General features: G+C 41.0%; 21 protein-coding genes. 12 read left to right on the plus strand and 9 right to left on the minus strand.

Features of this window, described 5'->3' with window-relative positions; translation table 11 throughout:
- Positions 1-51: 51 nt before the first annotated feature.
- The 3 genes from LY11_RS00245 to LY11_RS00255 all read right to left on the minus strand — a co-directional run bounded on the left by LY11_RS00245 (position 52) and on the right by LY11_RS00255 (position 3,094).
- Complete coding sequence (locus tag LY11_RS00245; RefSeq protein WP_111631736.1) at positions 52-1,008, minus strand: FecR family protein; 957 nt, start codon at positions 1,006-1,008, stop codon at positions 52-54.
- Between the two features lie 42 nt (positions 1,009-1,050).
- Positions 1,051-1,647, minus strand: coding sequence for an RNA polymerase sigma factor (locus tag LY11_RS00250; protein ID WP_111631737.1), 597 nt, complete (start codon positions 1,645-1,647; stop codon positions 1,051-1,053).
- Between the two features lie 79 nt (positions 1,648-1,726).
- Positions 1,727-3,094, minus strand: coding sequence for a S41 family peptidase (locus tag LY11_RS00255; protein WP_111631738.1), 1,368 nt, complete (start codon positions 3,092-3,094; stop codon positions 1,727-1,729).
- A gap of 144 nt (positions 3,095-3,238) precedes the next feature.
- On the opposite strand from LY11_RS00255, the gene LY11_RS00260 reads away from it, so the two are divergent.
- Together LY11_RS00260 and LY11_RS00265 are read left to right on the plus strand one after the other, a co-directional pair.
- On the plus strand, positions 3,239-4,090 hold the full coding sequence (locus LY11_RS00260; protein WP_211321458.1) for an endonuclease/exonuclease/phosphatase family protein: 852 nt from the start codon (positions 3,239-3,241) through the stop codon (positions 4,088-4,090).
- Entirely contained in the window at positions 4,087-4,515 is a 429-nt protein-coding gene (locus LY11_RS00265; RefSeq protein ID WP_111631739.1) for a Dabb family protein, read from the plus strand. Before LY11_RS00260 ends, LY11_RS00265 begins: the two co-directional genes overlap by 4 nt.
- A gap of 11 nt (positions 4,516-4,526) precedes the next feature.
- Here the strand turns inward: LY11_RS00265 and LY11_RS00270 are convergent, their stop codons facing one another.
- Positions 4,527-5,141 carry a helix-turn-helix transcriptional regulator gene (locus LY11_RS00270; RefSeq protein ID WP_111631740.1) on the minus strand — a complete coding sequence of 205 codons (615 nt, stop codon included), beginning with the start codon at positions 5,139-5,141 and terminating at the stop codon, positions 4,527-4,529.
- 347 nt (positions 5,142-5,488) lie between these two features.
- On the opposite strand from LY11_RS00270, the gene LY11_RS00280 reads away from it, so the two are divergent.
- The 7 genes from LY11_RS00280 to LY11_RS00310 all read left to right on the plus strand — a co-directional run bounded on the left by LY11_RS00280 (position 5,489) and on the right by LY11_RS00310 (position 14,553).
- Complete coding sequence (locus tag LY11_RS00280) at positions 5,489-5,998, plus strand: DUF2480 family protein (protein WP_111631742.1); 510 nt, start codon at positions 5,489-5,491, stop codon at positions 5,996-5,998.
- An 11-nt stretch (positions 5,999-6,009) separates the two neighbouring features.
- Positions 6,010-7,137, plus strand: a complete 1,128-nt coding sequence (locus tag LY11_RS00285) for an efflux RND transporter periplasmic adaptor subunit (protein ID WP_111631743.1) — start codon at positions 6,010-6,012, stop codon at positions 7,135-7,137.
- A gap of 8 nt (positions 7,138-7,145) precedes the next feature.
- Complete coding sequence (locus LY11_RS00290; RefSeq protein WP_111631744.1) at positions 7,146-10,304, plus strand: efflux RND transporter permease subunit; 3,159 nt, start codon at positions 7,146-7,148, stop codon at positions 10,302-10,304.
- Positions 10,305-10,324: 20 nt separating this feature from the next.
- On the plus strand, positions 10,325-11,719 hold the full coding sequence (locus tag LY11_RS00295) for a TolC family protein (protein WP_111631745.1): 1,395 nt from the start codon (positions 10,325-10,327) through the stop codon (positions 11,717-11,719).
- A gap of 81 nt (positions 11,720-11,800) precedes the next feature.
- Positions 11,801-12,244, plus strand: a complete 444-nt coding sequence (msrB, locus tag LY11_RS00300; protein WP_111631746.1) for a peptide-methionine (R)-S-oxide reductase MsrB — start codon at positions 11,801-11,803, stop codon at positions 12,242-12,244.
- Positions 12,245-12,379: 135 nt separating this feature from the next.
- On the plus strand, positions 12,380-13,960 hold the full coding sequence (locus tag LY11_RS00305) for a M20/M25/M40 family metallo-hydrolase (protein WP_111631747.1): 1,581 nt from the start codon (positions 12,380-12,382) through the stop codon (positions 13,958-13,960).
- A gap of 125 nt (positions 13,961-14,085) precedes the next feature.
- Positions 14,086-14,553, plus strand: a complete 468-nt coding sequence (locus tag LY11_RS00310) for a hypothetical protein (protein WP_111631748.1) — start codon at positions 14,086-14,088, stop codon at positions 14,551-14,553.
- An 18-nt stretch (positions 14,554-14,571) separates the two neighbouring features.
- Here LY11_RS00310 and gpmA read toward each other — a convergent pair whose 3' ends face one another.
- The 4 genes from gpmA to LY11_RS00330 are packed head-to-tail and all read right to left on the minus strand — an operon-like array spanning position 14,572 to position 19,462.
- Positions 14,572-15,282, minus strand: coding sequence for a 2,3-diphosphoglycerate-dependent phosphoglycerate mutase (gpmA, locus tag LY11_RS00315; RefSeq protein WP_111631749.1), 711 nt, complete (start codon positions 15,280-15,282; stop codon positions 14,572-14,574).
- Between the two features lie 48 nt (positions 15,283-15,330).
- Positions 15,331-15,948: a hypothetical protein gene (locus LY11_RS00320; protein WP_111631750.1), complete on the minus strand. Its 618-nt coding sequence runs from the start codon at positions 15,946-15,948 to the stop codon at positions 15,331-15,333.
- A 21-nt stretch (positions 15,949-15,969) separates the two neighbouring features.
- Positions 15,970-17,733, minus strand: coding sequence for an ABC transporter ATP-binding protein (locus LY11_RS00325; RefSeq protein ID WP_111631751.1), 1,764 nt, complete (start codon positions 17,731-17,733; stop codon positions 15,970-15,972).
- Positions 17,723-19,462 carry an ABC transporter ATP-binding protein gene (locus LY11_RS00330; protein ID WP_111631752.1) on the minus strand — a complete coding sequence of 580 codons (1,740 nt, stop codon included), beginning with the start codon at positions 19,460-19,462 and terminating at the stop codon, positions 17,723-17,725. Before LY11_RS00330 ends, LY11_RS00325 begins: the two co-directional genes overlap by 11 nt.
- Positions 19,463-19,746: 284 nt before the next feature.
- Between LY11_RS00330 and LY11_RS00335 the strand changes: the two genes are divergently transcribed.
- From LY11_RS00335 to LY11_RS00345, 3 genes are all read left to right on the plus strand, one after another.
- On the plus strand, positions 19,747-20,091 hold the full coding sequence (locus LY11_RS00335) for a response regulator (protein WP_170132591.1): 345 nt from the start codon (positions 19,747-19,749) through the stop codon (positions 20,089-20,091).
- 102 nt (positions 20,092-20,193) lie between these two features.
- Entirely contained in the window at positions 20,194-22,335 is a 2,142-nt protein-coding gene (dcp, locus tag LY11_RS00340) for a peptidyl-dipeptidase Dcp (protein ID WP_111631754.1), read from the plus strand.
- A 106-nt stretch (positions 22,336-22,441) separates the two neighbouring features.
- Entirely contained in the window at positions 22,442-23,152 is a 711-nt protein-coding gene (locus LY11_RS00345; RefSeq protein ID WP_111631755.1) for a DUF2490 domain-containing protein, read from the plus strand.
- 69 nt (positions 23,153-23,221) lie between these two features.
- Here LY11_RS00345 and LY11_RS00350 read toward each other — a convergent pair whose 3' ends face one another.
- Positions 23,222-24,514: a gluconate:H+ symporter gene (locus tag LY11_RS00350; protein WP_111631756.1), complete on the minus strand. Its 1,293-nt coding sequence runs from the start codon at positions 24,512-24,514 to the stop codon at positions 23,222-23,224.
- Positions 24,515-24,518 lie beyond the last annotated feature (4 nt).

Below are 24,518 nucleotides of genomic sequence, written 5' to 3' on the forward strand. Positions count from 1 at the left end.
CCAGCGGTACTGCTCTTTTTTTTGGATACGGTGTAATGGTTTACTGAGCGCTCAATTCATAATAACATACCCCGCAGGGATTTTTTTAAACTTTAAATGGTGAGTAAATAAGAGTGTTTTAATTACATCTTCGACAGGCTCATTTCTAAAGCTGCCGCTAATGGCAAAGCCCTTCAGTCCTTGCTTTTCAAATTGCAGTGTAATATTATAGTAAGAAGCTACCTGTGCTAAAGCTTCTGTTAAGCTTGTATTATCGAATTCCAGTGTCCCATCCTCTGTATAAGATTTAATATGATCATTGTTATCAAATACAGATTTTGTCCCTGCATCACCAACCTGGCTATACTGCTGACCGGGGGCAAGCCTTAAAGCATTAAAGCCCTTTTGCTGGCTGCCTATTTCCACCTTGCCTGTATATAAGCGTATTTTTTCCAGCTGATAGTTTTTATAATTCTCTACGGTAAAAGAAGTCCCTAAAGCCGTAGTAGATAATTTCGCCGAGTAAACGGTAAAAGGTCTGTGTTTATCTTTAGCGATCTCAAAGAAACCTTTTCCTTTAATCAGAAATACTTTACGGTTATTGGAAGCAAATGCCGCAGGATATTTAAATACTGAGCCAGAGTTTAAGGTAACCACAGAATGATCTGTCAGGGTGATAATCTTTACAGAACCAACCGGGACAATGACCGTCGTAAAAGAAGTTTGTTGTTTTAGGCTTTCAGCTTTGCGATGTGCTAAATACCCCAAAGCAGAAACAAGGATAAAGGACGCTGCAACAGTTACTTTGATAAAAAATTTGAATACAGGGTGTAGCTTAACTGGTGAAGCAATGACTGGTTCCTCTTCAGTAACTACAGGAACTTTTTCACCAACCATTGGCATCATATCCAGATAGTCCAGATCAAATTCCCCATTTTCTACCAACAGGAAAAACTCATCCAGCTCTGCTGCATTCAATTCCTTTTCAAGAAACCTGCGGTATAGATTCTTTTTCTCGCTCGAGTTCATACTACTATATACTATCGGGCAATCCCTTTAGGGGGGATGGAATTAAAATAAATTATCCAGAGAAAATAGCAGGGGTAAAAACAAGTAAAGATAATCAGCCGCATCCGCAAGTTTACCCAGATCTCTCTTTGCTAAACTCATGTGTTCTTTAATCGTTTCTTTGCTTACAGAAAGCATATTAGCGGCCTCAGCATAAGTGAACCCGTCAATTTTACACAGTTCAAAGGTTTGCCTCCTTTTAGCAGGAATACGTCCCATAATTTGACGGAGCAGGGCAAGATCCATAGCCGCAGCAATGGCAACGTGCTGACTTGCCTCTTGTTGGGCAGACAAATATCTTCCGCGGAATACATTCTTCATCTTCTGATCAGAAAGTACACGCTTTAACCAGGTAAAAGTTACATTTTTGGTAATGGTAAAAAGATAGGGCCTGATTTCCCGCTCCGGGTCCAGGTTTGCCCTTGCTTCCCAGAGCCTTAAGAAAACATCACTGGTAAGCTCATCTGCAAGTTCAGCAGCACGTGTATGTTGAAAACAGTAAGCCCTTATATCTTTATAATACAGCTTATAAACCTGGGTAAAGGCATATTCATCACCATTAATGAAATCCTGAATGATACCTTTTGTTAATACTGTCATACCTTACAAATTTAAGTTTCAGAATGATGTAGTATATAAACTACAGATTAATTAAATGTTAACTTAAATGAAATAACTATTAGTTTAGCCTGGTAATCGTCAGGTTTGATTTCAAGTCAACCGGAATCCTGGAATCAAAAAGAACTTTAGGTTTTTCACTGACAGCCTCAGTTTTAAACCGACCTGCAGCGACAAAGCTTTTCTGGAGACAACTTTGGATCAGCGGATCTGAAATATCACCAAAAGGTTTTAAAGGAAGTACGGACAATTCATCAGCGGTTTGATCTGGTATTAACCCGCTACTGTAATCCCCTTTTCCCGAAGCATTGTATAATTTAAAAATCATGGGATAGATTTCCCATTTCGGAACCAGCTGCGGATTTCTATAGTCTTTAATTACAAAACTGGCCATATCCTTCCCCAGTGTTTGCTGACCGGATTGAATCACAGTCAGATAAGGTCTTAACGAATTGATGAGCAGTTCGGCCGCGGATGCAGTATGACTGCCTGTCAATATATAAACTCTGCCGAGATTCAAACGGTAAGCAGAAAGCCCGGAGAAACTGACTTTCTGGATAGTTTGAAACTTGGTCATTTCTGCTCCAAAACTACTTTTCCTTGAACCTGCATTTGAATTACCTCTATATTCTACAAAAGTAGCCCCTTCGGTAGCATTGGAAGAGATCAGGGTTGCTAAAGTCGCCGCAACAGGTACACTGCCCCCGGGGTTATAACGCAGGTCAACAATTAATTCCTGAACCTGTTCTTGTTTGAAATAAGTAAAGGCTTTTTTTAATTGAGTTAAAGCACTTTCTTCAAAAGAGTTCAAAAAGAGGTAGCCATAAGTTTGACCACCAGACTCAAAAACCTGGTAAGTATATACCGGATCTTCCGAATTGATTAACCGGGAGACTTTGATTGTTCCGTCTTTACCGGCCAGTTCGAGTTCGGCGCTTTGCTGTAAAATGCTGGTGCTGGTCAGCGCAGCAATATTAGCTGCGGATGGTACTGCTCCATTAATCTTTTTAATAATATCTCCGCGAACCAGACCTTTCTCTGCACCTCTGGAACCGGGAACAACCAGGCTGATTACCGTTTGCACCTGCCCGTTACCAGTTTGCAATGTAATCCAGTCAAACCCCAAAGTATGGGCTAAGGACGGCGGGTAGCTTTCCGGAAGATCCGGATTTACGAGCGCAGAGAAACGGTCAGCACCATTTCGAAGACCCTTAAAAAAAGCCGAAGGATCAGTATTCAGGTCAGGTTTCCCTGGTAAACTATTATTCCAGTAATAGTATACTTTCATACTATCCAGCACCCAGGAATTGATGTTTTCCTGACTGCCGGCAGGATAGTCTGGCCGGTCTTCGGTTTTGCGGCAACCAGTAATGGAGAAAAAAAACAAGTATAACAGCAGCGTTTTGATCAACAGAGAGCATGTCTTCATAAAAACGTTTTATATCGGTATGCGGTAAAATTAGCCGCTGCGTATAAAGTTTATATTAAGATAAAAACATATAATACTGCGAAACTCCTATACAATTCTTAGTTAGTAAAACTATCATTATATTAGTCACACTTATTATAGATTATGATCAGAAAAACCAGTATTACAGCCCTTTTCCTTTTATTTTTAAGCACACAGCTTTTTGCACAAAAACTAATTATCGGAACTTATAACCTGCGGAATGACAATAAAGGTGACATCGGCAATTTATGGGCACAAAGAGCCCCGATTGTCGCAAACCTTCTTCGTTTCCACCAATTCGATGTTTTCGGGATTCAGGAAGGGTTTAAAAACCAACTGGACGACATCAACAACGCTTTGCCGGAATATGCACATTACGGACGCGGACGTGATGATGGAAAAGATGGTGGCGAACATTCTTCGGTCTTTTACAGAAAAGATAAATTTAAGCTTCTGAAAAAGGGAGACTTCTGGTTGTCAGAAACCCCTGATCAGCCGGGTTTAGGCTGGGATGCCACTTGTTGTAACCGGATTTGCTCCTGGGTTGAATTACAGGATATAAAAACTGGCAGTAAATTCTATTATTTTAACGCACATTTTGACCACGAAGGAAAAATTGCAAGAGTAGAAAGCAGTAAATTGATCATTCGTAAAATGAAAGAAATCGCAGGAAATGTACCTGCTGTATTTACAGGTGATTTAAATGGCGGACAAGACAGTGAATGGTATTTAACGTTAGCCAAATCCGGCTACCTGAAAGACACTTATAGCCAGGTTAAATATCCTTATGTCAACAATCCTTCTTTCAATGAATTCGGCAAACACCTGGATGGCTTTGAAATTATAGACCATGTACTGGTAACCAAAGACTTTAAAGCAGACAGATGGGGTGTTTTAACTGATTCTTATCAAGGCAAGTATCCCTCAGACCATTTTCCTATCTTAGTAGAGGTAAACTTAAATAATAAACAATGAACAAACCAAACAGAAGAAAATTTATCGGGACAGCTGCTGTTCTTGTTGCAGGAACAGCAGCAGCAACAGCAATGCCTGTGCTAACTGCAAATAACGAAATGAAAAACAAAGAAGAATTACCGGTGGTACATCATGTTTTCTTCTGGTTGAAAAACCCTGCTTCAACAGCAGATCGTGATCAGCTGGTTGCCGGTGTAAAAACACTTTCAGCTATAGAAACAGTCAATAAACTCAAAGTAGGTATTGTAGCCAGTACAGAAAAACGTGAGGTGGTAGATAACAGCTGGGCAGTATCCGAGCTGATTTTCTTTAAAGACCTGGCCGCACAAGCGGTTTACCAGACGCATCCGATACACCTGGAATTCATTAAAAATTGCAGCCACTTATGGGAGAAGGTTATTGTTTATGATGCAGTAGATGCCTGAGCAAGCTCAGGTTATTTAAGCGCAATCCGGTAAGAACATCTCCGATCTCCGGAAACGATATGATCTAACCGGTTAATATTTACCTGTTCTCCCAGAACGAACCTGAATACATTCAATTCTCCAGCACAAAATCCCTGGCAGGAAGTCGCGGCAGCACAAATAGGGCAATGATTTTCGACGAATAAATAGCCTTGCTCGTCTTTACTATATTCAGCCATATAGCCTTCTCTGCTCCTGATCTCTGTAAGTTTAGCAACTCGTCCTTCCAGGTCATCAATAGGATTTAATTCCTGCATATATTTATCCCGGCCAGTTTGTTCGGCTGCATCCATTACACTTTGTAAGGCATTATCGCCTAAAGTATTTTTAATCATATGAATCAGCTTTACCGTAAGTTCAGCATGGGTGTCCGGAAATTTAGCATGCCCTGCGGCTGTTAAACTAAAAAATTGCTTAGGCCTGCCCACTCCGCTGGATTCATTTTCAGCCTGAATTAACCCTTCGTCCGTATACTTTAATAATTGTAACCTTGCGCCTTCTTTTGTCATGCCAAGTTCTTGCGCAATTGCGGAAGCAGTTAAAGCACCACGGGTTTTAAGCAGCATCAGGAATCTGTTTGTCATCATAAATTAATAAAACAAGTGTTTGGTTGTTTTATTCACAAAAGTACTAACTTTGCTGAACTTATTCATATTTTAAATCATAGTTATGTCTTTAAAATTACGCACAATTATAGCCACGCCTTCCTTGAAAAAACAGCCAGTATTTCTTGTTCCGTATTGGAATGTGCTGATGCGAAAGGCTTCCTGATCATTTGCTGTTCTGCAATTGATTTTTCTTAAAAACCTCAATTAAGCAATAAAAGGCCTTCATCGGCCTGTTTATTCTTTCACCCTTAAAAGCAATTTTAAGCGTGCAGGAACTCTTATGCCCAAAATAAAATGAATCTGCCAACACCACAACAACAATAGAAATGGAAGAAATTATTAATAAAGTAGAGCTGAGTGGCATTCACACTCTTGATCTGATTAATTACAAACCCCTCAAACAAGAATACATAGCCTTTGACCTTGTTCCTTATTTATTCCAGGGATACCTGTTAAAGGAAAAGGTATTCAGAGTAGATATGATCCAGATCAACTGGGGTCAGTTTGCCGGGAAAGAAGTGATCCTTTACTGTTCAAATGATGCAATTGTCCCGTATTGGGCTTATGTATATATTACCTCACTGCTCAAACCCTTTAAAGCACAGGTTTACTTTGCTAATCAACAAGACCATACAGAGCTGATCTGGATGGAAAGGGTAAAAAAAATAGACTATAGCGTATTCCATGGTCAAAAAGTGGTGCTCAAAGCGAATACCATAGTCCCCCCCGAAGTTTATGTATGCGCAACAGGCTACCTGATGGATCAGGTACAAAGCCTGATGTGGGGAGAAGCCGGCTCTCCAGTCATGATTTATAAAAAGAAAAAAAACTTATAGAAACCCCCATAATGAAAACAACACTAATTTACTCCTGCCTTTCAGCTTGCCTGATTTTATCTTCCTGCGGAAATTCTAAAAATCCGCAGCAGCGGGAGCACATACAAGAATTCCCTGTGTTATCGATTAAAGCGCAAAAGGCTGATCTTTTTGCAGAATATCCAACCACTTTACAAGGAGAACAAACTGTAGAAATCCGTTCCAAAGTAGATGGTTATATCGAACAGGTTTATGTTGCAGAAGGTACAATTGTAAGTAAAGGACAACCTTTATTTAAAATAGATGCCAACAGCTTCCAGCAGGAAATGAATAATAAAAATGCAGCCGTTCTTGCTGCTGTAGCGAACCTGGAAACTGCCAGCATTCAAACAGAAAGAACAAAAGTACTGGTAGAAAAGAAAATTGTCAATTCCTTTGAGCTCACTTCTGCCAAAAATGTGGAACAGGTGAAAAAGGCGGAACTCAACCAGGCAAAAGCAGATCTGTCGGCAGCGAAGTCCAAGCTTGCCTATACCAACATTGTAAGTCCGATTAATGGAGTGGTAGGAAGCTTACCTTATAAAATAGGCAGTTTAGTGAGCAGTACTTCTGAAACTGCTCTGACTACTATTGCCAATACCAAACAAATCTACGCTTACTTTTCTCTGAGTCAGCAGCAGCTTGGCGCATTCTTAAACCAGTACGACGGTCAGCAGATCAATGAAAAATTCAAGCATATGCCGCAGGTATCTCTGTTGATGCAGGATGGAGAATTGTACAATACAAAAGGTAAAATTGAAACACTGAGCGGCGTATTGAATGCCTCAACGGGGGCTGCAAATTTCAAAGCAGTATTTCCAAATCCGGAAGCTAAATTATGGAGTGGTGCCAGTGCAACCATCAGAATCCCAACTCAGCTGAACGATGCGATTATGGTGCCTAAGTCCACAACTTTTGAGCTGCAGGGCAAGTACTTTGTCTTTAAAGTTGACCAGAAGAACATTGTTCACCATACTGCAATTGACATTATGGAAGCTGTTACCGATAAAAACTATGTAGTAACCAAAGGACTGGCTGCAGGCGACCAGATAGTTACCGAGGGCCTGGGTAATTTAAAAGACGGTATGAAAATCAAACCCAATCCTTCAACCCCGAAATAAGCATAGACATGTTAAAGAAATTTATTGAAAACCCGGTACTGTCTACGGTCATATCGATCATTATAGTCATCCTGGGAATATTAGGATTAGTTTCCTTACCGATTTCCCAATATCCTGATATTGCCCCGCCTACAGTTTCTGTAACCGCTGCTTATCAGGGTGCCAATGCCAATGTGGTGATGAAAAGCGTAATTGTTCCATTAGAGGAGCAGATTAACGGGGTAGAGAACATGACTTACATGACCTCTACTGCAAGTAATAACGGAAGTGCCACGATCACGATCTTCTTTAAACAAGGTACAGATCCTGATCAGGCGGCCATCAACGTACAAAACAGGGTAACCAAGGCGACCAGTCTGTTGCCAGAAGAGGTGATTAAAGCCGGGATTACGACCAGTAAAGAGCTGAGCAGTCAGGCTTATAGTTTTTTACTTTACAGCAGCAATCCCGCCTATGACCAGAAATTCCTTGACAATTACCTGAGGATAAACATCATGCCTCAGATGAAACGGGTAAATGGTGTAGGAAGTACGCAGATTTACGGCATGCAGGAATATTCGATGAGAATCTGGTTAAAACCAGATGCCATGGCTAATCAGGGTTTGATTCCTGATGATATTGTAGCTGCATTGAAGGAACAGAATATTGAAGCTGCGCCCGGTAAACTGGGAGAAAACAGCAATCAATCCGTTCAGTACACTTTGAAATATACGGGACGATTGGCGGAAGTCAAACAATTTGAAGACATTATCCTTCGCAGCGCTAAACAAGGTGGTTTATTACGCCTTAAGGATGTGGCACAAGTAGAATTTGGTGCACAAGATTATACAACTTCTTTGATTACACAGGGAAAAGTTTCTTCTGGGGGCGCGATCAGTCAAACTTCTGGTGCCAATGCCAGGGAGTTGATTATTGCCTGCGAAGACATCTTAAAAGAAGCTTCAAAAGACTTCCCTCCCGGTGTAACTTACCATACCTTCCTGAATGCCAATGACTTCCTGGATGCTTCGATTGAAAAAGTAATCTCTACGTTAGTGGAAGCATTTATCCTGGTTTTTATCGTTGTCTTTATTTTCCTCCAGGATTTAAGGTCAACTTTAATCCCTGCAATTGCAGTACCGGTAGCGATTATCGGAACGTTCTTTTTCCTGAAGCTTTTCGGTTTCACCATCAACCTGCTCACCTTATTCGCTTTAGTACTGGCCATTGGAATTGTGGTCGATGATGCGATTGTAGTCGTCGAAGCGGTACATGCGAAACTGGATCAGGGGGCAAAATCAGCAAAGAAGGCTACTATACATGCCATGAGTGAAATTAGTGGTGCAATTATATCCATCACGCTGATCATGTCGGCAGTTTTCCTGCCTGTGACTTTCATTACAGGTTCTGCAGGAGTATTTTACAAACAATTTGGATTAACCCTTGCAGTAGCGATTGTAATCTCCGCAGTAAATGCTTTGACACTGAGCCCTGCTTTATGTGCTATATTTTTAAAACCACACGGGCCGCAGGATCATACCCGCCCAAAAGGGTTCTTACCTAAATTCTATGCTGGCTTTAATACAGCATTTGAGGCAGTAACTAATAAATATATTGGAGGAGTCCGCTTTTTAATCCGTAGGAAATGGATTTCTATAGCCGGAATTGCGGTGTTTGCAGGGATTTTTTATTTCCTGATCAAGACCACCCCTACCGGATTTGTACCCAATGAAGATAGTGGAGCCATTTTCGGAGACGTAATCCTGCCTCCCGCTTCTACTTTACAACGAACAGAAGAGATCACAAATATGGTGGATAGTATAGCGAGGTCTATACCTGAAGTGGAACTTTCTTCCAGATTGGCAGGAATGGACTTAATCAACGGATTTGGCGGCTCTTATGGTGCCCTGTTTATCCGCTTGAAACCATGGAAAGAACGAAAAGGTAAAAACCAGGATGTAACTAGTATTGTCAACCAGCTGTTTGCAAAAACAGGCCATATTAAAGGTGCTACGGTTATTTTCTTTGCTTCACCGACCTTACAGGGTTTTGGAAACAACAACGGGTTCGAAGTTCAGCTTCAGGATAAAACAGGTGGCAGTTATGCAAATTTCTCAGAAAACATAGGGAAATTTATGACTGCTCTGAATCAGCGTCCGGAAATTATGTATGCAGCAACGCCGTTTAATATTGGCTTCCCTGAATTGGAAGTGAATGTGAATGTGGCTAAATGTAAAGATGCCGGTGTGAATGTGAAAACTGTTCTGAACACGCTTCAAGGTTATTATGGTGGATTGTATGCTTCAGATTTCAACAAGTTCGGTAAGCAATACCGGGTAATGATGCAGTCTCATCCCGATTACAGGGGTAAAGAAGCAGATATTAATAAGGTATTCGTGAGAACTGACAAAGGATTAATGGCTCCGATCACGGAATTCGTAACCCTTAAAAAGACTTATGGCCCTGAGTTTATCAACCGCTTTAACTTGTTTACTTCTACTACAGTAACCGGAACGCCCAATAAAGGTTTCAGTTCCGGAGACGCAATTAAGGCAATTAACGAGGTTGCTGCACAGACTTTAGGCCGTGGTTATTCTCATGAATTCTCCGGACTGACTAAGGAAGAGCTTTCCAGCGGCAGCCAGACCACTTTAATCTTTGCACTTTGTTTGATCTTTATCTACTTCCTGCTCAGTGCACAGTATAAAAGTTATATCCTTCCGCTGGCTGTGTTATTATCTTTACCAATAGGATTGGCAGGTGCATTTATTTTTGCTAAAATTTTCGGAGTAGATAACAATATCTTCCTGCAGATCAGTTTGATTATGCTGATCGGGTTACTGGCTAAGAATGCAATTCTGATCGTTGAATTTGCCCTGATGCACAGATTAAGTGGCAGAAGCATTACCCAATCCGCTATTTATGGTGCAAAAGCAAGGCTAAGACCTATTTTAATGACCTCTTTTGCTTTCATTTTCGGACTGATCCCCTTAATGCTGGCTACAGGTGCGGGCGCGCTGAGCAATAAATCAATCGGAACTGCTGCTGTTGGCGGAATGCTGATCGGCACCGTGTTTGGCGTATTTGTAATCCCTGTATTGTTTATTCTTTTCCAGGCTTTACACGAGAAAATATCAGGGGTTCATCCTCCTAAGCATGCCCCATCACCTCTTCCAGAGATCATTTAACATTATATAAACAGATTAAGATGAAACCAATATATCACTCTTTCCTGATTCCTTTAGTAATCGTTTCAGGCTTATGGAGTTCTTGTAAGGTCACACTACCTTATCAAAAACCTGCCATTTCCAATGCACCAAATTATCGGGATGCAGGTCTTTCGGATACGACAAACATAGCCGGACTGAAATGGTCTGCCATGTTCACCGATACCGTACTCCATCATTTGATTCTACAAGGTTTACAAGCGAATTTTGACTTGAAGATCGCTATTGAGCGCATCAACGAGGCAAAAGCAAACTTAAGAATGAGCAAAGCGGCCTTTTTGCCTGAAGTGAAAACCAATCTTTCAGTGAAGCAGTCTAAACTGGCCTACCCTCAAAGCTTTGGTATCTTTGATAATTCTACACAGTACGATTTCGGTATGACCACAGCGTGGGAAATTGATGTCTGGGGTAAGTTAAGCAGTGCGAAAAAAGCTTCCTTAGCAGACCTTCTAGCCTCTGACGCTACTAAAAGAGCGGTACAAACACAGTTGATTGCCAATATTGCCAATTACTATTATGATTTACTGACGCTGGATGAACAGCTGGCGGTGACACAAAAAACAGCCCTGAACAGAAAGGCTGATGCAGAAGCGATTCAGCTGCTTTTTGAAAGCTCTGTCCTGAACGGGGTCGCAGTGGTACAAAGTGAGGCTAATTATTATGAAGCCGATCTGGCTATTCCTGACATTGAACAGAAGATCAAAGAGACAGAACATGCGTTAAGCGTTTTGCTGGCCAGAGCACCCGGAAAAATCGAAAGGACATCCTTGCATCAGCAAAAGCTGGATTATGATTTAAAGCCTGGTATTCCTGCCCAGTTACTGGCTAACAGGCCAGATGTGCAACAGGCGGAGTATGCTTTCAGAGCGGCATTTGAGCGGACTAATATTGCAAAAACCAATTTCTATCCTGCACTGACCATCACTGCAGCGGGAGGTTTTTCTAGTCTCACGCTTAAAGAATGGATAAACAGCGCCGGCTTATTTGCCAATATTGCGGGTGGTATTACCCAGCCGCTTTTCAACAGGGGCATCAATAAAGCAAAGCTGACAACTGCACAATCGCAGCAAAAACAAGCATTATACAACTTTGAACTGTCTCTTTTAAAAGCCAGTCAGGAAGTCTCTGACGCGTTATCGGTTTATCAGGCTGCCACACAAAAAGCTGGCAAAAGGCAAAAACAGTTAACGGCCCTGACAAAAGCAGTATCCTTTAACAAAGAGTTGCTGAATTATAGTAAGAATACAAATTATACGGATGTATTAACTGCCGAACAGAATCTGCTGACTGCAGAGCTTAAAGGCATTAATGATCAGAGCCAGAAATTACATGCAGTGGTTAATTTATACCGTGCATTAGGTGGTGGGTGGAATTAGGTTGTTCAGACAGCTGCAAAGATTACCTCCGGGTAGTTTTTGCAGTCTGTTTTTTTTAATTGTATTGCTTATCTTTATCCTATGAACACGAATCCGACAAACAACCCTTATTATTCCAGAACGAATGACACCAAACTGGAAGTTTCCAATACGGAATGGAAAAAGATATTGCCTGCTGATCTATACCATGTAGCAAGAGAACAGGGTACTGAACGTGCATTTGCCGGGAAGTATTGGGATAGTGAAGAAATCGGTACTTATTACTGTGCGGTTTGCGGAAATGTCTTGTTTAAATCTGATGCCAAATTTGCCAGCAGCTGCGGATGGCCGAGTTTCTTTGAGACGATTAAACCCAGCAGCGTTATTTATAAAGAAGATATTAGCTATGGCATGCGCAGAGTTGAAGTTATCTGTGGCCGTTGCGATTCACATTTAGGACATATCTTCAACGACGGCCCTGCGCCAACACATCAGAGATTTTGTATGAACTCCGTTTCTCTTGAATTTGAGCCTGATCAGCAATAAGTAAACCTGAGCAGCAATAAAAACCCTGGTCCATAATCAGCTTCATACAGGACACAATCTTGTTACCATTCAAAGGATAAAACCTTTTATGGCTACCTTTAATTTAGATTTATTTTTTATACCAACCCTAAATTAATGAAAGCTATTCAAAAACACTCTTATTTAAAGCATAGCACAAAAGCCTTTGTTATTTCCCTGCTGCTCACGGGAAATATCGGCTATGCACAAACCAAAAACCAGGTTATTGACAACATTGTAAAAGAAGCTACTGAAAACTCACAGTTAGAGAATCTTGCACATGAATTGATGGATGTAGTCGGCCCCCGTTTAGTGGGTTCACCGCAAATGAAACAAGCCAATGACTGGGCAGTAACGAAATATGCAGGCTGGGGAATTACCGCAAAAAATGAGAAATGGGGCGAATGGCGCGGATGGGAAAGAGGAATCTCTCATATTGACATGGTTTATCCCCGTGTAAAATCTTTAGAAGGAATGCAGCTGGCCTGGAGTCCGGGTACTAAAGGAAAATCTGTAGTTGCAGAAACGGTAATCCTTCCGATGCTTGCTGATTCAGTTGCCTTTAAGAACTGGCTGCCAACAGTGAAAGGAAAGTTCGTTTTGCTTTCTATGAACCAGCCTACCGGAAGACCTGATTATAACTGGGCAGAATTTGCTACGCCTGAATCCTTTGAGAAAATGAAGGCCAGCAGAGCTGCACAAACTACTGCATGGCTTGCCAATGTAAAAAAAACAGGCTTAACTTTAAAAACCTTACCTGCCGCATTTGAAAAAGCAGGTGCGCTTGGTGTAGTAACCAGTAACTGGTCAAATGGCTTTGGCGCAAATAAGATATTCGGGGCCAATACCAAAATTATTCCCACTGTAGACATTTCTTTAGAAGATTACGGACAATTGTACAGGCTGACTGAATCTGGAAACAAACCTAAAATCAGTGTTCATGTAGAATCTAAAGAACAAGGTCTTGTTCCGGCTTTCAATACAATTGCTGAAATTAAAGGCACAGAAAAACCTGATGAATATGTGATTTTATCTGCGCATTTCGATTCATGGGATGGTGGAACTGGTGCAACGGATAACGGTACCGGAACAATTACGATGATGGAAGCCGCAAGGATTTTGAAAAAGATGTACCCTAACCCTAAAAGAACCATTTTAATTGGACATTGGGGAAGTGAAGAGCAAGGTTTAAACGGCTCGAGAGCTTTTGTAGAAGATCATCCGGAAATCGTTAAAAATATACAGGTCGTATTTAACCAGGATAATGGTACCGGAAGAGTCGTTAACCTTGCAGGACAAGGCTTCCTGAACTCCTACGATTACCTGGGCCGCTGGTTAACAAACGTACCGGAAAGTATCAAAAAACATATCACCACTAATTTCCCTGGTGCTCCGGGTGGTGGCGGTTCTGATTTTGCATCTTTCGTTGCTGCGGGTGCTCCTGCATTCTCTTTAAGTTCTAACAGCTGGTCTTATGGAACTTATACATGGCATACCAACAGGGATACTTATGATAAGATAGTATTTGATGATGTACGCAATAACGCTACACTGACTGCAATCCTGGCTTATATGGCGAGTGAAGATCCGGTAAAAACATCGAGAGAAAAGGTTGTACTGCCCGTTAATTCCAGAACTGGCGAACCAGGCACCTGGCCTCCGGTTGTAAAACCTACACGAAAAGGTGGAGTAAACTAATTTATAAATACGCTTAAAAAAGAAGCCGGCTCTTGAAAAATCAAGAGCCGGCTTCTTTTTTAATATTATCCTTATGGAATTACCTGCATCAGCGCATCCTACCTGTATATTAAATAATAGCGTTTATGAAAAACCCAATACTAGTTTGCATAGCTCTGGCCTCCACTGTGCTCTACAGTTGCAGTCAGGATAATGGTATAGACAAAAACCCGGAGCAGCCAAAGGCTACTACCTGCTATATGGCTGTAGACGGCAGAGATACAGCAAAGATGGAGCTTAAATCGTTCACCAAAGGAAAAGTAAGCGGAAATCTGGTGATCAATTATTATAAAAAAGATGATAATCACGGAGAGTTTGAGGGCGCATTTAAAGGCGATACCCTATTCGTTATTTATACCTTTAAAATTGGTAAAAACGCTGTCGGCTATAAAAATCCGCTTGCCTTTTTGAAAAAAGACAATAAGCTTATCATGGGTATTGGAAAAATGGAAGGGGTACTGGGCAGAATATATTTCAGGAAAGACATTCCTATAGATTTTGCACAGGGGAGATTTACATATGCTCCTGTAACTTGCAAAAAGGAGCTTAAATAGCTCCTTTTCTTTTATATCTTAACTGGTTTCTGATACCTCAGGGTGAAGAAAATACTTCCGTAAAGGAACAAAACTATCATCCATTTCATAAACCAGCGGAATACCGGTCGGCACTTCATAATTGACAATATCTTCATCAGAAAGCTGATCCAGATATTTGACCAGTCCGCGGAGCGTGTTACCATGGGCAGCAATCAAAATATGTTTTCCGCTTTTAAGGGCTGGTGAGATCTCATTCTGATAATAAGGGATAACCCTTTTCATCATCGTTTCCAGGCTTTCAGTTAAAGGTAAAAGTGATGGATCTATACCTGCATAGCGTAAATCCTGAAAGGGTGAGCGGATATCTTCTGCAGTTAATGCTGGTGGAGGAACTGTAAAACTCCTTCTCCAGGTCAAGACCTGTTCCGCGCTATATTTCGCTATAGTATCTGCTTTGTTAAGTCCCTGAAGCGCACCATAATACCGTTCATTCAATTGCCAAGCTTTGACTTCAGGAATCCAGAGTGAATTCATTTCTTCCAATACAAGATGTAAGGTTTTGATTGCCCTTTTCAGTACAGAGGTATAAGCGATGTCAAAGGTAAAACCTGCTTTGGCGAGTAATTGGCCGGCCTGCAAAGCTTCAGCTCTGCCTTGTTCACTTAAATCGACATCTTCCCAGCCCGTAAACCTGTTTTCAAGGTTCCATTCACTCTGCCCATGCCGGATTAAAACTAGTTTATTCATGAAATTTTATTTATGCTCCTTATAGAACATAAAAAACAAAGCTTTTGTTTAATTCGCCCTGTTTGAATAAATCTCTGAGATTTCCAGGTTCATTTTTTTTATTTCCTGAATCAGCTCGTGCAAAACAGCTACATCAGGATTAGCAGTATCCATAAACTCCAGTTCCTGAAAACCTTTCCCATACAACCCATCTTCCATCAAAAAATCATGGTCAATTTCTTGCTCAATAATCAGCTTGCACAAAAAGAAAAAAGAATTGGCAGTTAAAAAAGGTAATTCTGTAATCGCTACTTCAATACCCTCTTCGATAATCCCTTCTGCATAATTACATAAATCATAATAAAGCGAACAAGCCAGTTCATGAATACGCTCATCTGAATAAAGTTCATCCAGATCTATCCCATGTAACAGACAGAAAGTATCTACCGAAGCATCAATATAGGCTATAGAATCCCGGATAGCTTTAGAAATTTCATCATCCGAAGCCTCCAGAAGCTCAAAATACATGACTGGTGTAACATCACTTTCATCCAGCCCTTTTAAGGCTTTAACTTCATTTTCTACAATAGAAAGATAACCGTATTCCGCAAATTTCATCGTAGAAAAACTCAATATGTGAATCACTATAGGTAAAATATCTTCCTGATTATATTTAGTAACTGCCATATCTAATAATTTAAAGGGAAATCAGCTCAATCTTTTCCCGTGCATTAATCTGTCTACGGCTTCCTTAAACGAGCCTGCCCTGGTTACTTCTCCCGAATTAATGAAGAAGATCTCATCTGCGTTTTCAATCGTATTTAACCGGTGTGCAATCACGACTAAAGTAGTTTCTTTTGGCAAGTTAGCTAAAATCTGCCCAAGTAACTGTTCTGTTATCGTATCAATATTAGCTGTAGCCTCATCCAGAATCAATAGCTCTGGTCTGCGTAAAACTGCCCGCATAAAAGCAATCAGCTGTTTTTGTCCGATACTCAGACTATTTCCACCAGATAAAATTGCCGTATCCAGTCCGTCATCAAAGGTAGCCAGTAATCCTTCTAATTTTGCCTCCTTCAATACATTCAGGAATTGTTCATTGCTGAATTTATGATAACGCGGGTTACTATAAAGAATATTCTCTCGTACTGTTCCTGTAAACAAGAAAGGTTCCTGCAGGATAAAACCTATTTTCTCTGCACGTTCTTCTGCATTGTAAGTACGAATATCTTTACCACTTAACAAGATAGTACCTTCCAGCGGATCATACAAACGCGCCATCAATGACGCAGTAGTAGTTTTACCACCACCTGTTGGCCCTACCAGCGCATAAGTTTTACCGCGCTGCATTGCAAAACTGATATTGTGCAGGATCTCATAACCGCCAGGATAACCAAAATGTACGTTTCTGAATTCCAGGACCGCATCAGTCGGGTTATCTGTATCATCGTAAGAAATAGTCACCAGGTTACTGTTCAGCGATAAAATCTGGCTGATCCTATCCCACCCTGCCAGGGCCAGCTGAAAACTTGTCCATAAAGCTGCAAGCTGACGCAGCGGATTGTAAAAGTTGGTCGCATAAGACAGGTAACTCACCAATAAACCGATCGTGAAATTCCCCTGTGTAATCAGGTAAATACCAAAAGATAATACAGTCAATTGTGCAATCGAACTAAAAAGCCCGAATACGGGTAAAAAGATATTATTGGCCAGACCTGCACCAATTGCAGTTTTATAATTCTTTTGATTAGCCTGATCAAACCGCTTTCTGAAATAATCACGCCTGTTAAAAGCAATGATTACCTTAAAATTATTCAGGCTCTCCTGAATTTCGGCACTCATTGCACCGGTGCTCTTCAGGTTTAACGCATTTTTCTTCTTGATCCAGGGAGAGACTAATTTGGTGAAAATCAGAATAAAAACAGCAGGAACTAAAGCGGCCAGTCCCAGTTCGATATTGATAATCAGCAGGAAAATCCCTGCGCCAATCATAATCACTATATTACTGATAAACTGCATCAGTGCCTGTGAAAAGAACTGGCTAAGCTTATCCGTATCGTTATTGACCCTGGAAATCAGATCTCCCGCTTTATTTTCATTAAAAAAAGCAAGCGGAAGCTGTTGAATCTTATTAAAAATCGTATTCCGCAGCTCGAAAATAATACGCTGTCCCAATCCTCCCATTAACTTCGTCTGAAAATAACTGCTTACAAAAGCAGTCACATACATCGCTAACAGGATACCTGAAAATACCAGTACGCCATGATACTGTTTAGTCAGGATATATTTATCAATCGTGTGCCCGATTAAAAAAGGGCCTAATAAATTCAAAAATGCGTTCAGCAGCACTGCACACAGTGCAATGATCAATGTTTTTCTTTCCTGTTCTACCAGCTTTAACAAGCTCTTTACACCCGACCAGGTAGAACTTTTCGCTTCCCCATCGGGCAAACTGTTCAGGTTATAATTCATAATTGCTTGTACTTTGTTGAGAGTTAAGAATTTGTATATATTCCGGGCTTTTTCGCATCAGTTCTTCATGCGTCCCTTCAGCCAGCAACTCACCCTGCATCAGCAGGATAATCTTTTCATAATGCTGTACCGCCGCAATTTTCTGGGTAACGGAAATTAAAGTAAGCCCGGGATAATTTGCAGTAATATTAGCCAGTATTTTTTGTTCGGTTTGCGGGTCAACCCTTGCCGTAAAATCGTCCAGTAATAATATTTTCGGGTTTAAAGCCAAAGCACGCGCCAGCATAATCCGCTGTTTCTGACCACCTGAAAGGCTCAATCCGCGCTCTGAAACCTTGGTATTTAATCCTTCAGGCATCGCGTCTATAAAGTCTTTCAGCTCTGCAGTCGCAATAGATTTCTCCAGCGACTCATCAGTAACCAGATCACTAAAAGCAATATTTTCACGGATACTCATGTTAAACATAATACTATCCTGAAATACGAACCCTACCTGGGCATGAAAAGCCTCGGATTGATACTCTTCAATGGGTTTACCATCGTATAATACCTTTCCTGAACTCGCATGAATAAGTCCGGTCAGCAGGTAAAGCAACTGAGATTTTCCCGCAGCAGTAGGCCCGATAATTGCAATTTTAGCACCCGGCTCCACTTGGAAAGAAATGTCCTTCAGTGAAGATTTCTCCCCATAAGTGACACTTATTGCTTCTACCTTGATTGCTCCGGTGAGGCCTGTTGTCAGACTCCCGGTTTCCGCAGGATCTTCTGCATTCAGCACCTGGCCGATCCTTCCAAAAGATGCCGTAGCCTGTGCAATCACGTTACTCATAAAACCAATCACCAGGATCGGAAAAATTAATAGGGCAAGATAACTGTTGAAAGCAGCAAAGTCCCCGATGGTCATGCTCCCTTTAATCACATAATGTCCACCTAAAGCAAGAATCGTTAATCCGGCCATATTTGCTGTAAAAACAATGATCGGAATTAACCATGCAAATAACCGGAGAATAGAAATACCAATATTTTTTGCCTGTGTACTCGCATTAAAAAACTTCTCATATTCCAGTTGCTGAGAATTGATAACGCGGATCAGCGCAGCCCCAAGAATACTTTCGTTGATCACTTTGTTTAACCAGTCAATAACTTCTCTGCTCTTTTTAAACAGCACTTTTACTTTACCCAATACAATATAGTAAGCACCACCAATAATTGGAATAATACAAATTGTAGTTAAACCGAGCCTCCAGTTAATACTCAGCAGCAGAACGGTAGCGCCGATAATAATAAAAATAGAGGAAACGATAGAAACAATAGCCTGAGAAATAAACATCTTCACTGAATCTACATCTGAGGTCAGGTTAGTCAGTAATTTCGAAGGATTGGTTTTCTCAATAAAGACAAAACTCTGCTCTGAGATCTTCCTGGTGATCCTGGTCCTCAGATCGCGCGCTACACGTTCGGAAGCATAAGTCTGTACAATTCCCTGTAAATAACTGAATACAAAAATAACCAGGGCAACGGCAGTAAATTCTATAATAATATTCTTATAAGAGAAGTCTCCCGAATTATAGGCATCAATTCCATGACCAACCATCCGGGGAAGCCACAAGTTCAATCCATTGCTGAATAAAGCAAATAGAATGAGCAGGATGACCATCGCTCTATAGGGTTTTAACAGGCTGAATATTCCCGGAGGGCTCTTTTGATCAGTACTGATTTGTTCTTTCATTTTAAAAAATTATTCCTTAAACCTCAATCAATAGTCATTGGTTTATTGAGCTGATGAAGTTATAAATTTTTTACAGGAATAATTTACCGGCAATCGTGTTTTAATCATATTTTAACGGTGAATGAACTGTCCCGACCGGTGAATTAATTAAAACCCCTTGTTATTCTGTATAGGTGTATCAATTTAGTTTGGGCTGTTCTTTTAATCATAAAAAACATTATCTTTAGTTAAATCAACTAATGCTCTCCAGCTCATTTTTTGATTCTGATAAAAAAAGAGTCGCGATGAAAAGAGTGATTGTACAGGATACGGACCTTGACCTGCTTACGATACTGACCTTTCTTTTAGAGGAGGCCAGTTTTGAAGTACTCCCTGTTTCTCACTGTAAAGATGTGGCTTCAAAAATAAACAGCTTTGATCCTCAGCTTATTGTACTTGACTTCAGGCTTTCGGGCGAAGAATGCACCTGTTTATGTGCAGCTATCAAAAAAGACTTTCCCTGTATTCCAATTGTGGCACTGAGTTGTAACCATAACATTCAGAAACAGTATGCGATTTGCGGTTTTGATGACTATGTGGCTAAACCTTTTGACATTGAACACCTGTTATCGGTGATGCGCAAATATTGAGATTAATGCCGGCCTGCCTGCAGTAACCAGATTATTACCAGTTTCTGAACGCTCATCTTATAGTATTTTATGTAAATTCGGCTAAACCATTTATCATAGAAAATGAATAAAATATTCATCATGCCACTTTTGGCTATCATTGCAGTAACCGCATCCTGCGGAAATAACAAGGAGAAATCCGGCGATGAGCAAACAGGTTCCTCTGCAAATCCTTTTACCGAGGCAAGTAAACTTGCTTATCAGACACCAGCATTTGATCAGATTAAAGATGACGATTTTCAGCCTGCCTTAGAACAGGGAATGAAAATTCAGTTAGAAGAAATGCAGAAAATTGCAGATAATCCGGATGCCCCAACTTTTGAAAACACTTTGGTGGCGATGGAAAAAAGCGGGCAGATGTTAACCAGGACAAACAATGTATTCAGTGCTTTAACCAGTGGAAATACGAATCCTAAACTACAAAAAGTACAGGAAGAGATTGCGCCGAAACAAGCAGCTCATCAGGATGCCATTTATCTGAACTCCAAATTATTCAAACGCGTACAGGCAATTTACGATAAACGTGAACAATTGAAACTCGATCCGGAGTCTAAACGCCTGGTTGAGTTCTACGAACAGCAATTTGAACTCGCAGGCGCGAAATTATCTGATGCTGATAAAACCAAACTTAAAAAGCTGAACGAAGAAGAAGCTTCCTTAAGTACGAAATTCTCTAACCTGTTACTGGCAGCCAATAAAGCAGGAGGGATTTTATTTTCAGACAAAGCAGAACTGGCGGGACTTTCATCAGGAGAGCTTGATGCGGCAGCACAAGATGCTAAAGCAAACAAACAGGAAGGCAAATGGTTAATTTCCCTGCAAAACACAACGCAACAGCCTGTTTTAAGATCTTTAACCAACCGTGCAACACGCGAAAAGATATTTAAGGCTTCCTGGAACCGTACAGAAAAACAAGATGCCAATGATACACGCAGCACGATTGTACGTATTGCTAAAATCAGAGCTGACAAAGCTAAACTGCTGGGTTTCCCTGATTATGCAAGCTGGAAATTACAAGACCAGATGGCTAAAACGCCAGCAGCCGTGGATGCCTTTTTTGCCCAGTTAGTTCCTGCTGCAACTGCTAAAGCCAAAGCTGAGGCGGCAGACATTCAAGCGCAGGCAGATCTGGAAAAAGGAGGTTTTAAAATCCAGCCATGGGATTGGGATTATTACGCGGAGAAAGTCAGAAAGCAAAAATATGATCTGGATGAAAACCAGGTTAAACCATACTTTGAATTGAACAAGGTATTAGAGAAAGGTGTTTTCTACGCTGCAAATTTATTGTATGGCATCACTTTCACAGAACGTCATGACCTTCCGGTTTATCAGAAAGATGTCAGAGTATTTGAAGTATTTGACAAAGATAAAACTACAATCGGCCTGTTCTATTGTGATTATTTCAAACGTGATAATAAATCAGGAGGTGCATGGATGTCTAATTTTGTTGGACAGTCTAAATTATTGGGTACTAAACCAGTAATTTATAATGTATGTAATTTCACCAAACCCGCTGAAGGACAACCTGCTTTAATCAGCTTCAGCGATGTAACGACGATGTTCCACGAATTTGGACACGGTTTACATGGTTTATTTGCCAATCAGCAATATCCAGCTATATCAGGTACTAATGTAGCCCGTGATTTTGTAGAGTTCCCTTCTCAATTCAATGAGCATTGGGCATTAAATCCACAAGTCTTTAAAAACTATGCTGTTCATTATAAAACAGGTGAATTAATGCCACAGGTTTTAGTGGATAAAATTAAAAAAGCAGCCACTTTTAACCAGGGATATAACCTGACCGAAATCCTTGCTGCAGCTTCTTTAGACCTGGCATGGCACAAAATACCGGCCAGTGCACCGCTGCAAAACACGGATGAATTTGAAAAGGCTTCTTTACATCAATTGAAACTGGATCTTACTGAAGTTCCACCACGTTACCGGACCAGCTATTTCTCTCATATCTGGGGCGGAGGTTATGGTGCAGGTTATTACGCTTATTTATGGACTGAAATGCTGGATGACGATGCTTATTCATGGTTTGAAGAAAACGGAGGTTTAAACAGAGTAAATGGTCAGCGTTTCCGCGATATGATCTTATCCAAAGGAAATACAGAAGATTATGGAAAGCTGTTCCGCGAATTCAGAGGACATGATCCAAAAATCGGCCCTATGGAGAAAAACCGTGGTCTGACTACGAAATAGAAAGAAATTTCAACTGAACGGGATTAAGTATTAAGCTTAATCCCGTTTTTTTATGAGGTGTTATCAATATTGTTATTATTTTAGCGAGACACACAAATAAAATCAGATGATCCGTATTTACATTTTCTTGCTGACAGCCCTGTGCTTTTTGGGCACCACTGTCATTGCCCAGACCAATTCTCAGAATAGTGGCTGGTTATTCTTGCTTAATAATACTAAAATCAATGAAAAATGGGGAACTCACCTGGATGTTCAGGTCAGATCTGCAGACGATTGGAAAAACGTAAAGAACTTCCTGTTCAGACCGGGGATAACTTATTTTATCAATCCTCAAAATGATGTGACACTGGGTTACTTGTTAAGTGAAACCCACAATCAGGTCGATGATCTTGGCGAACACAAACTCGTTGAGCACCGCATCTGGCAGCAGTACATTCACAAACACAAGATCAGTACAGTGAACGTGAGCCACAGGTTCAGATTAGAACAGCGGTTTGTAGAGAAAGTACGTGATCAGGATGTATTTGCGCAGCGTTTAAGATACTTTGTCCGTTTCCTTATTCCGCTAAAAAAAGAAGCACAGCAGTTTGAAGAAGGGCTCTTTGCAGCGTTGCAAAATGAACTTTTCTTCAATGTTCAGCATAAGAATAAATTGAGTGGTCATTTCTTTGATCAGAACCGGGCTTATGCAGCGCTGGGCTACCGTTTCAGTAAGAAATTCGATCTGGAAGCAGGTTATTTAAATCAGGCTGTAAAAGGGGTAAGTACCAATTCCGTGAACAATGTCATTCAACTGGCAGTATACACCCGGTTTTAATTAAAAAAGCCTGTTTAGATTAAGTTTCATCTAAACAGGCTTTTATCAATGCTGCAGGCAGCAATTAATTTATACAAACTGGCTCAGCAGCAATACCCCGGCCAGTCCGAGTACAGAAACCAGGCTTTCCATCACTGTCCAGGTTTTAAAAGTCTCTTTCAAACTCAGGTTAAAATACTCTTTGAACATCCAGAAACCGGTGTCATTCACATGAGAAAGCATTAAACTTCCCGCCCCTACCGCAAGTACCATTAATTCTGGTGAGGCTCCCGCAGTGATAAAAGGGATAACCATGCCAGAAGCCGTTAACGCAGCCACAGTAGCTGAACCTAAAGTAACCCGCAATAATGCAGCAATCAGCCAGCCCAGAATTAACGGAGAAACATTCAGGTCACCAGTTAATGTTTTCACCTGTTCACCGATTCCGCTGTCTACCAGGATCTGCTTGAAAGCACCGCCCGCAGCTATAATCAGGATAATCATCGCAATACTCTTCACGCCTTCTACACAAGAATCCATGGCTTTTTCCATCGGCATTCGCTGAATAGTAATCGTAATCAAAACGGCCATTGTTAACGCAACTGTTGGATTTGCAATAAAAGTAAGCACATGCTGAATAGCAGGGTTTTGGGTGAGCAGAACGCCAACAGTTCCCACCACAATAAAGAATATCGGGGAAAGTGCAATGATAAAACTTTTCAGTGCAGATGGTAAGTTTTCTTCTCCTTGTAAATCCAGTTTTTGATGTGCCCGATCTCCTTTAGGTAATTTAATAATGGCTCTTGGAAAAAAGATACCAGCGATGATAGCCACAGGAATACTGATGATCAAACCATAAATTAAGATACGGCCAATGTCAGCATGAAAAATACTCGCCAAAGCAACCGGGCCTGGGTGGGGCGGGAGAAAACCATGCGTTATAGAAAGCGCAGCAGCCATCGGTATCCCTACATATAGTTTAGGGAGTTTAGCGGCCGAAGCAATCGTAAACACCAATGGAATCAAAACCACAAAACCAGCATTATAAAATAAGGGGATACCAACCAGGATTCCTGTCAGCAGTACAGCCCATTGTATATTTTGAATACCAAAGATCCGGACCAGCACAAAGACGATTTTCTTTGCTGCACCACTATCCTCAGCCAGTTTACCAACCATCGCCCCCAAAGCAAGTACCATGACCATATCGCCCATTGTACTGCCAATACCTTTGCTCACAGAGTTCATGACCGTTTCTACAGGCAAACCTAACATCAGTCCTGTAGCGACCGCTACAATCAGCAGTGCAAGCATAGGGCTTACTTTCTTAAGGATCAGGATCAGCAGGATAATTATGCCAAAGAGTACGAGTAATAAGTCCATAGTA

This window comes from Pedobacter cryoconitis (genome assembly GCF_003259615.1).
GTDB classification, from domain to species: domain Bacteria; phylum Bacteroidota; class Bacteroidia; order Sphingobacteriales; family Sphingobacteriaceae; genus Pedobacter; species Pedobacter cryoconitis.

Coding starts and splice junctions, on each gene's coding strand:
- LY11_RS00330 (WP_111631752.1), bottom strand. CDS start 19,462: ATGAAAGAACAAATCAGTACTGATCAAAAGAGCCCTCCGGGAATATTC.
- LY11_RS00350 (WP_111631756.1), bottom strand. CDS start 24,514: ATGGACTTATTACTCGTACTCTTTGGCATAATTATCCTGCTGATCCTG.
- LY11_RS00260 (WP_211321458.1), top strand. CDS start 3,239: ATGATCAGAAAAACCAGTATTACAGCCCTTTTCCTTTTATTTTTAAGC.
- LY11_RS00245 (WP_111631736.1), bottom strand. CDS start 1,008: ATGAACTCGAGCGAGAAAAAGAATCTATACCGCAGGTTTCTTGAAAAG.
- LY11_RS00305 (WP_111631747.1), top strand. CDS start 12,380: ATGAAAGCTATTCAAAAACACTCTTATTTAAAGCATAGCACAAAAGCC.
- gpmA (WP_111631749.1), bottom strand. CDS start 15,282: ATGAATAAACTAGTTTTAATCCGGCATGGGCAGAGTGAATGGAACCTT.
- LY11_RS00290 (WP_111631744.1), top strand. CDS start 7,146: ATGTTAAAGAAATTTATTGAAAACCCGGTACTGTCTACGGTCATATCG.
- LY11_RS00265 (WP_111631739.1), top strand. CDS start 4,087: ATGAACAAACCAAACAGAAGAAAATTTATCGGGACAGCTGCTGTTCTT.
- LY11_RS00250 (WP_111631737.1), bottom strand. CDS start 1,647: ATGACAGTATTAACAAAAGGTATCATTCAGGATTTCATTAATGGTGAT.
- LY11_RS00255 (WP_111631738.1), bottom strand. CDS start 3,094: ATGAAGACATGCTCTCTGTTGATCAAAACGCTGCTGTTATACTTGTTT.
- LY11_RS00285 (WP_111631743.1), top strand. CDS start 6,010: ATGAAAACAACACTAATTTACTCCTGCCTTTCAGCTTGCCTGATTTTA.
- LY11_RS00295 (WP_111631745.1), top strand. CDS start 10,325: ATGAAACCAATATATCACTCTTTCCTGATTCCTTTAGTAATCGTTTCA.
- dcp (WP_111631754.1), top strand. CDS start 20,194: ATGAATAAAATATTCATCATGCCACTTTTGGCTATCATTGCAGTAACC.
- msrB (WP_111631746.1), top strand. CDS start 11,801: ATGAACACGAATCCGACAAACAACCCTTATTATTCCAGAACGAATGAC.
- LY11_RS00320 (WP_111631750.1), bottom strand. CDS start 15,948: ATGGCAGTTACTAAATATAATCAGGAAGATATTTTACCTATAGTGATT.
- LY11_RS00310 (WP_111631748.1), top strand. CDS start 14,086: ATGAAAAACCCAATACTAGTTTGCATAGCTCTGGCCTCCACTGTGCTC.
- LY11_RS00345 (WP_111631755.1), top strand. CDS start 22,442: ATGATCCGTATTTACATTTTCTTGCTGACAGCCCTGTGCTTTTTGGGC.
- LY11_RS00270 (WP_111631740.1), bottom strand. CDS start 5,141: ATGATGACAAACAGATTCCTGATGCTGCTTAAAACCCGTGGTGCTTTA.
- LY11_RS00335 (WP_170132591.1), top strand. CDS start 19,747: ATGAAAAGAGTGATTGTACAGGATACGGACCTTGACCTGCTTACGATA.
- LY11_RS00325 (WP_111631751.1), bottom strand. CDS start 17,733: ATGAATTATAACCTGAACAGTTTGCCCGATGGGGAAGCGAAAAGTTCT.
- LY11_RS00280 (WP_111631742.1), top strand. CDS start 5,489: ATGGAAGAAATTATTAATAAAGTAGAGCTGAGTGGCATTCACACTCTT.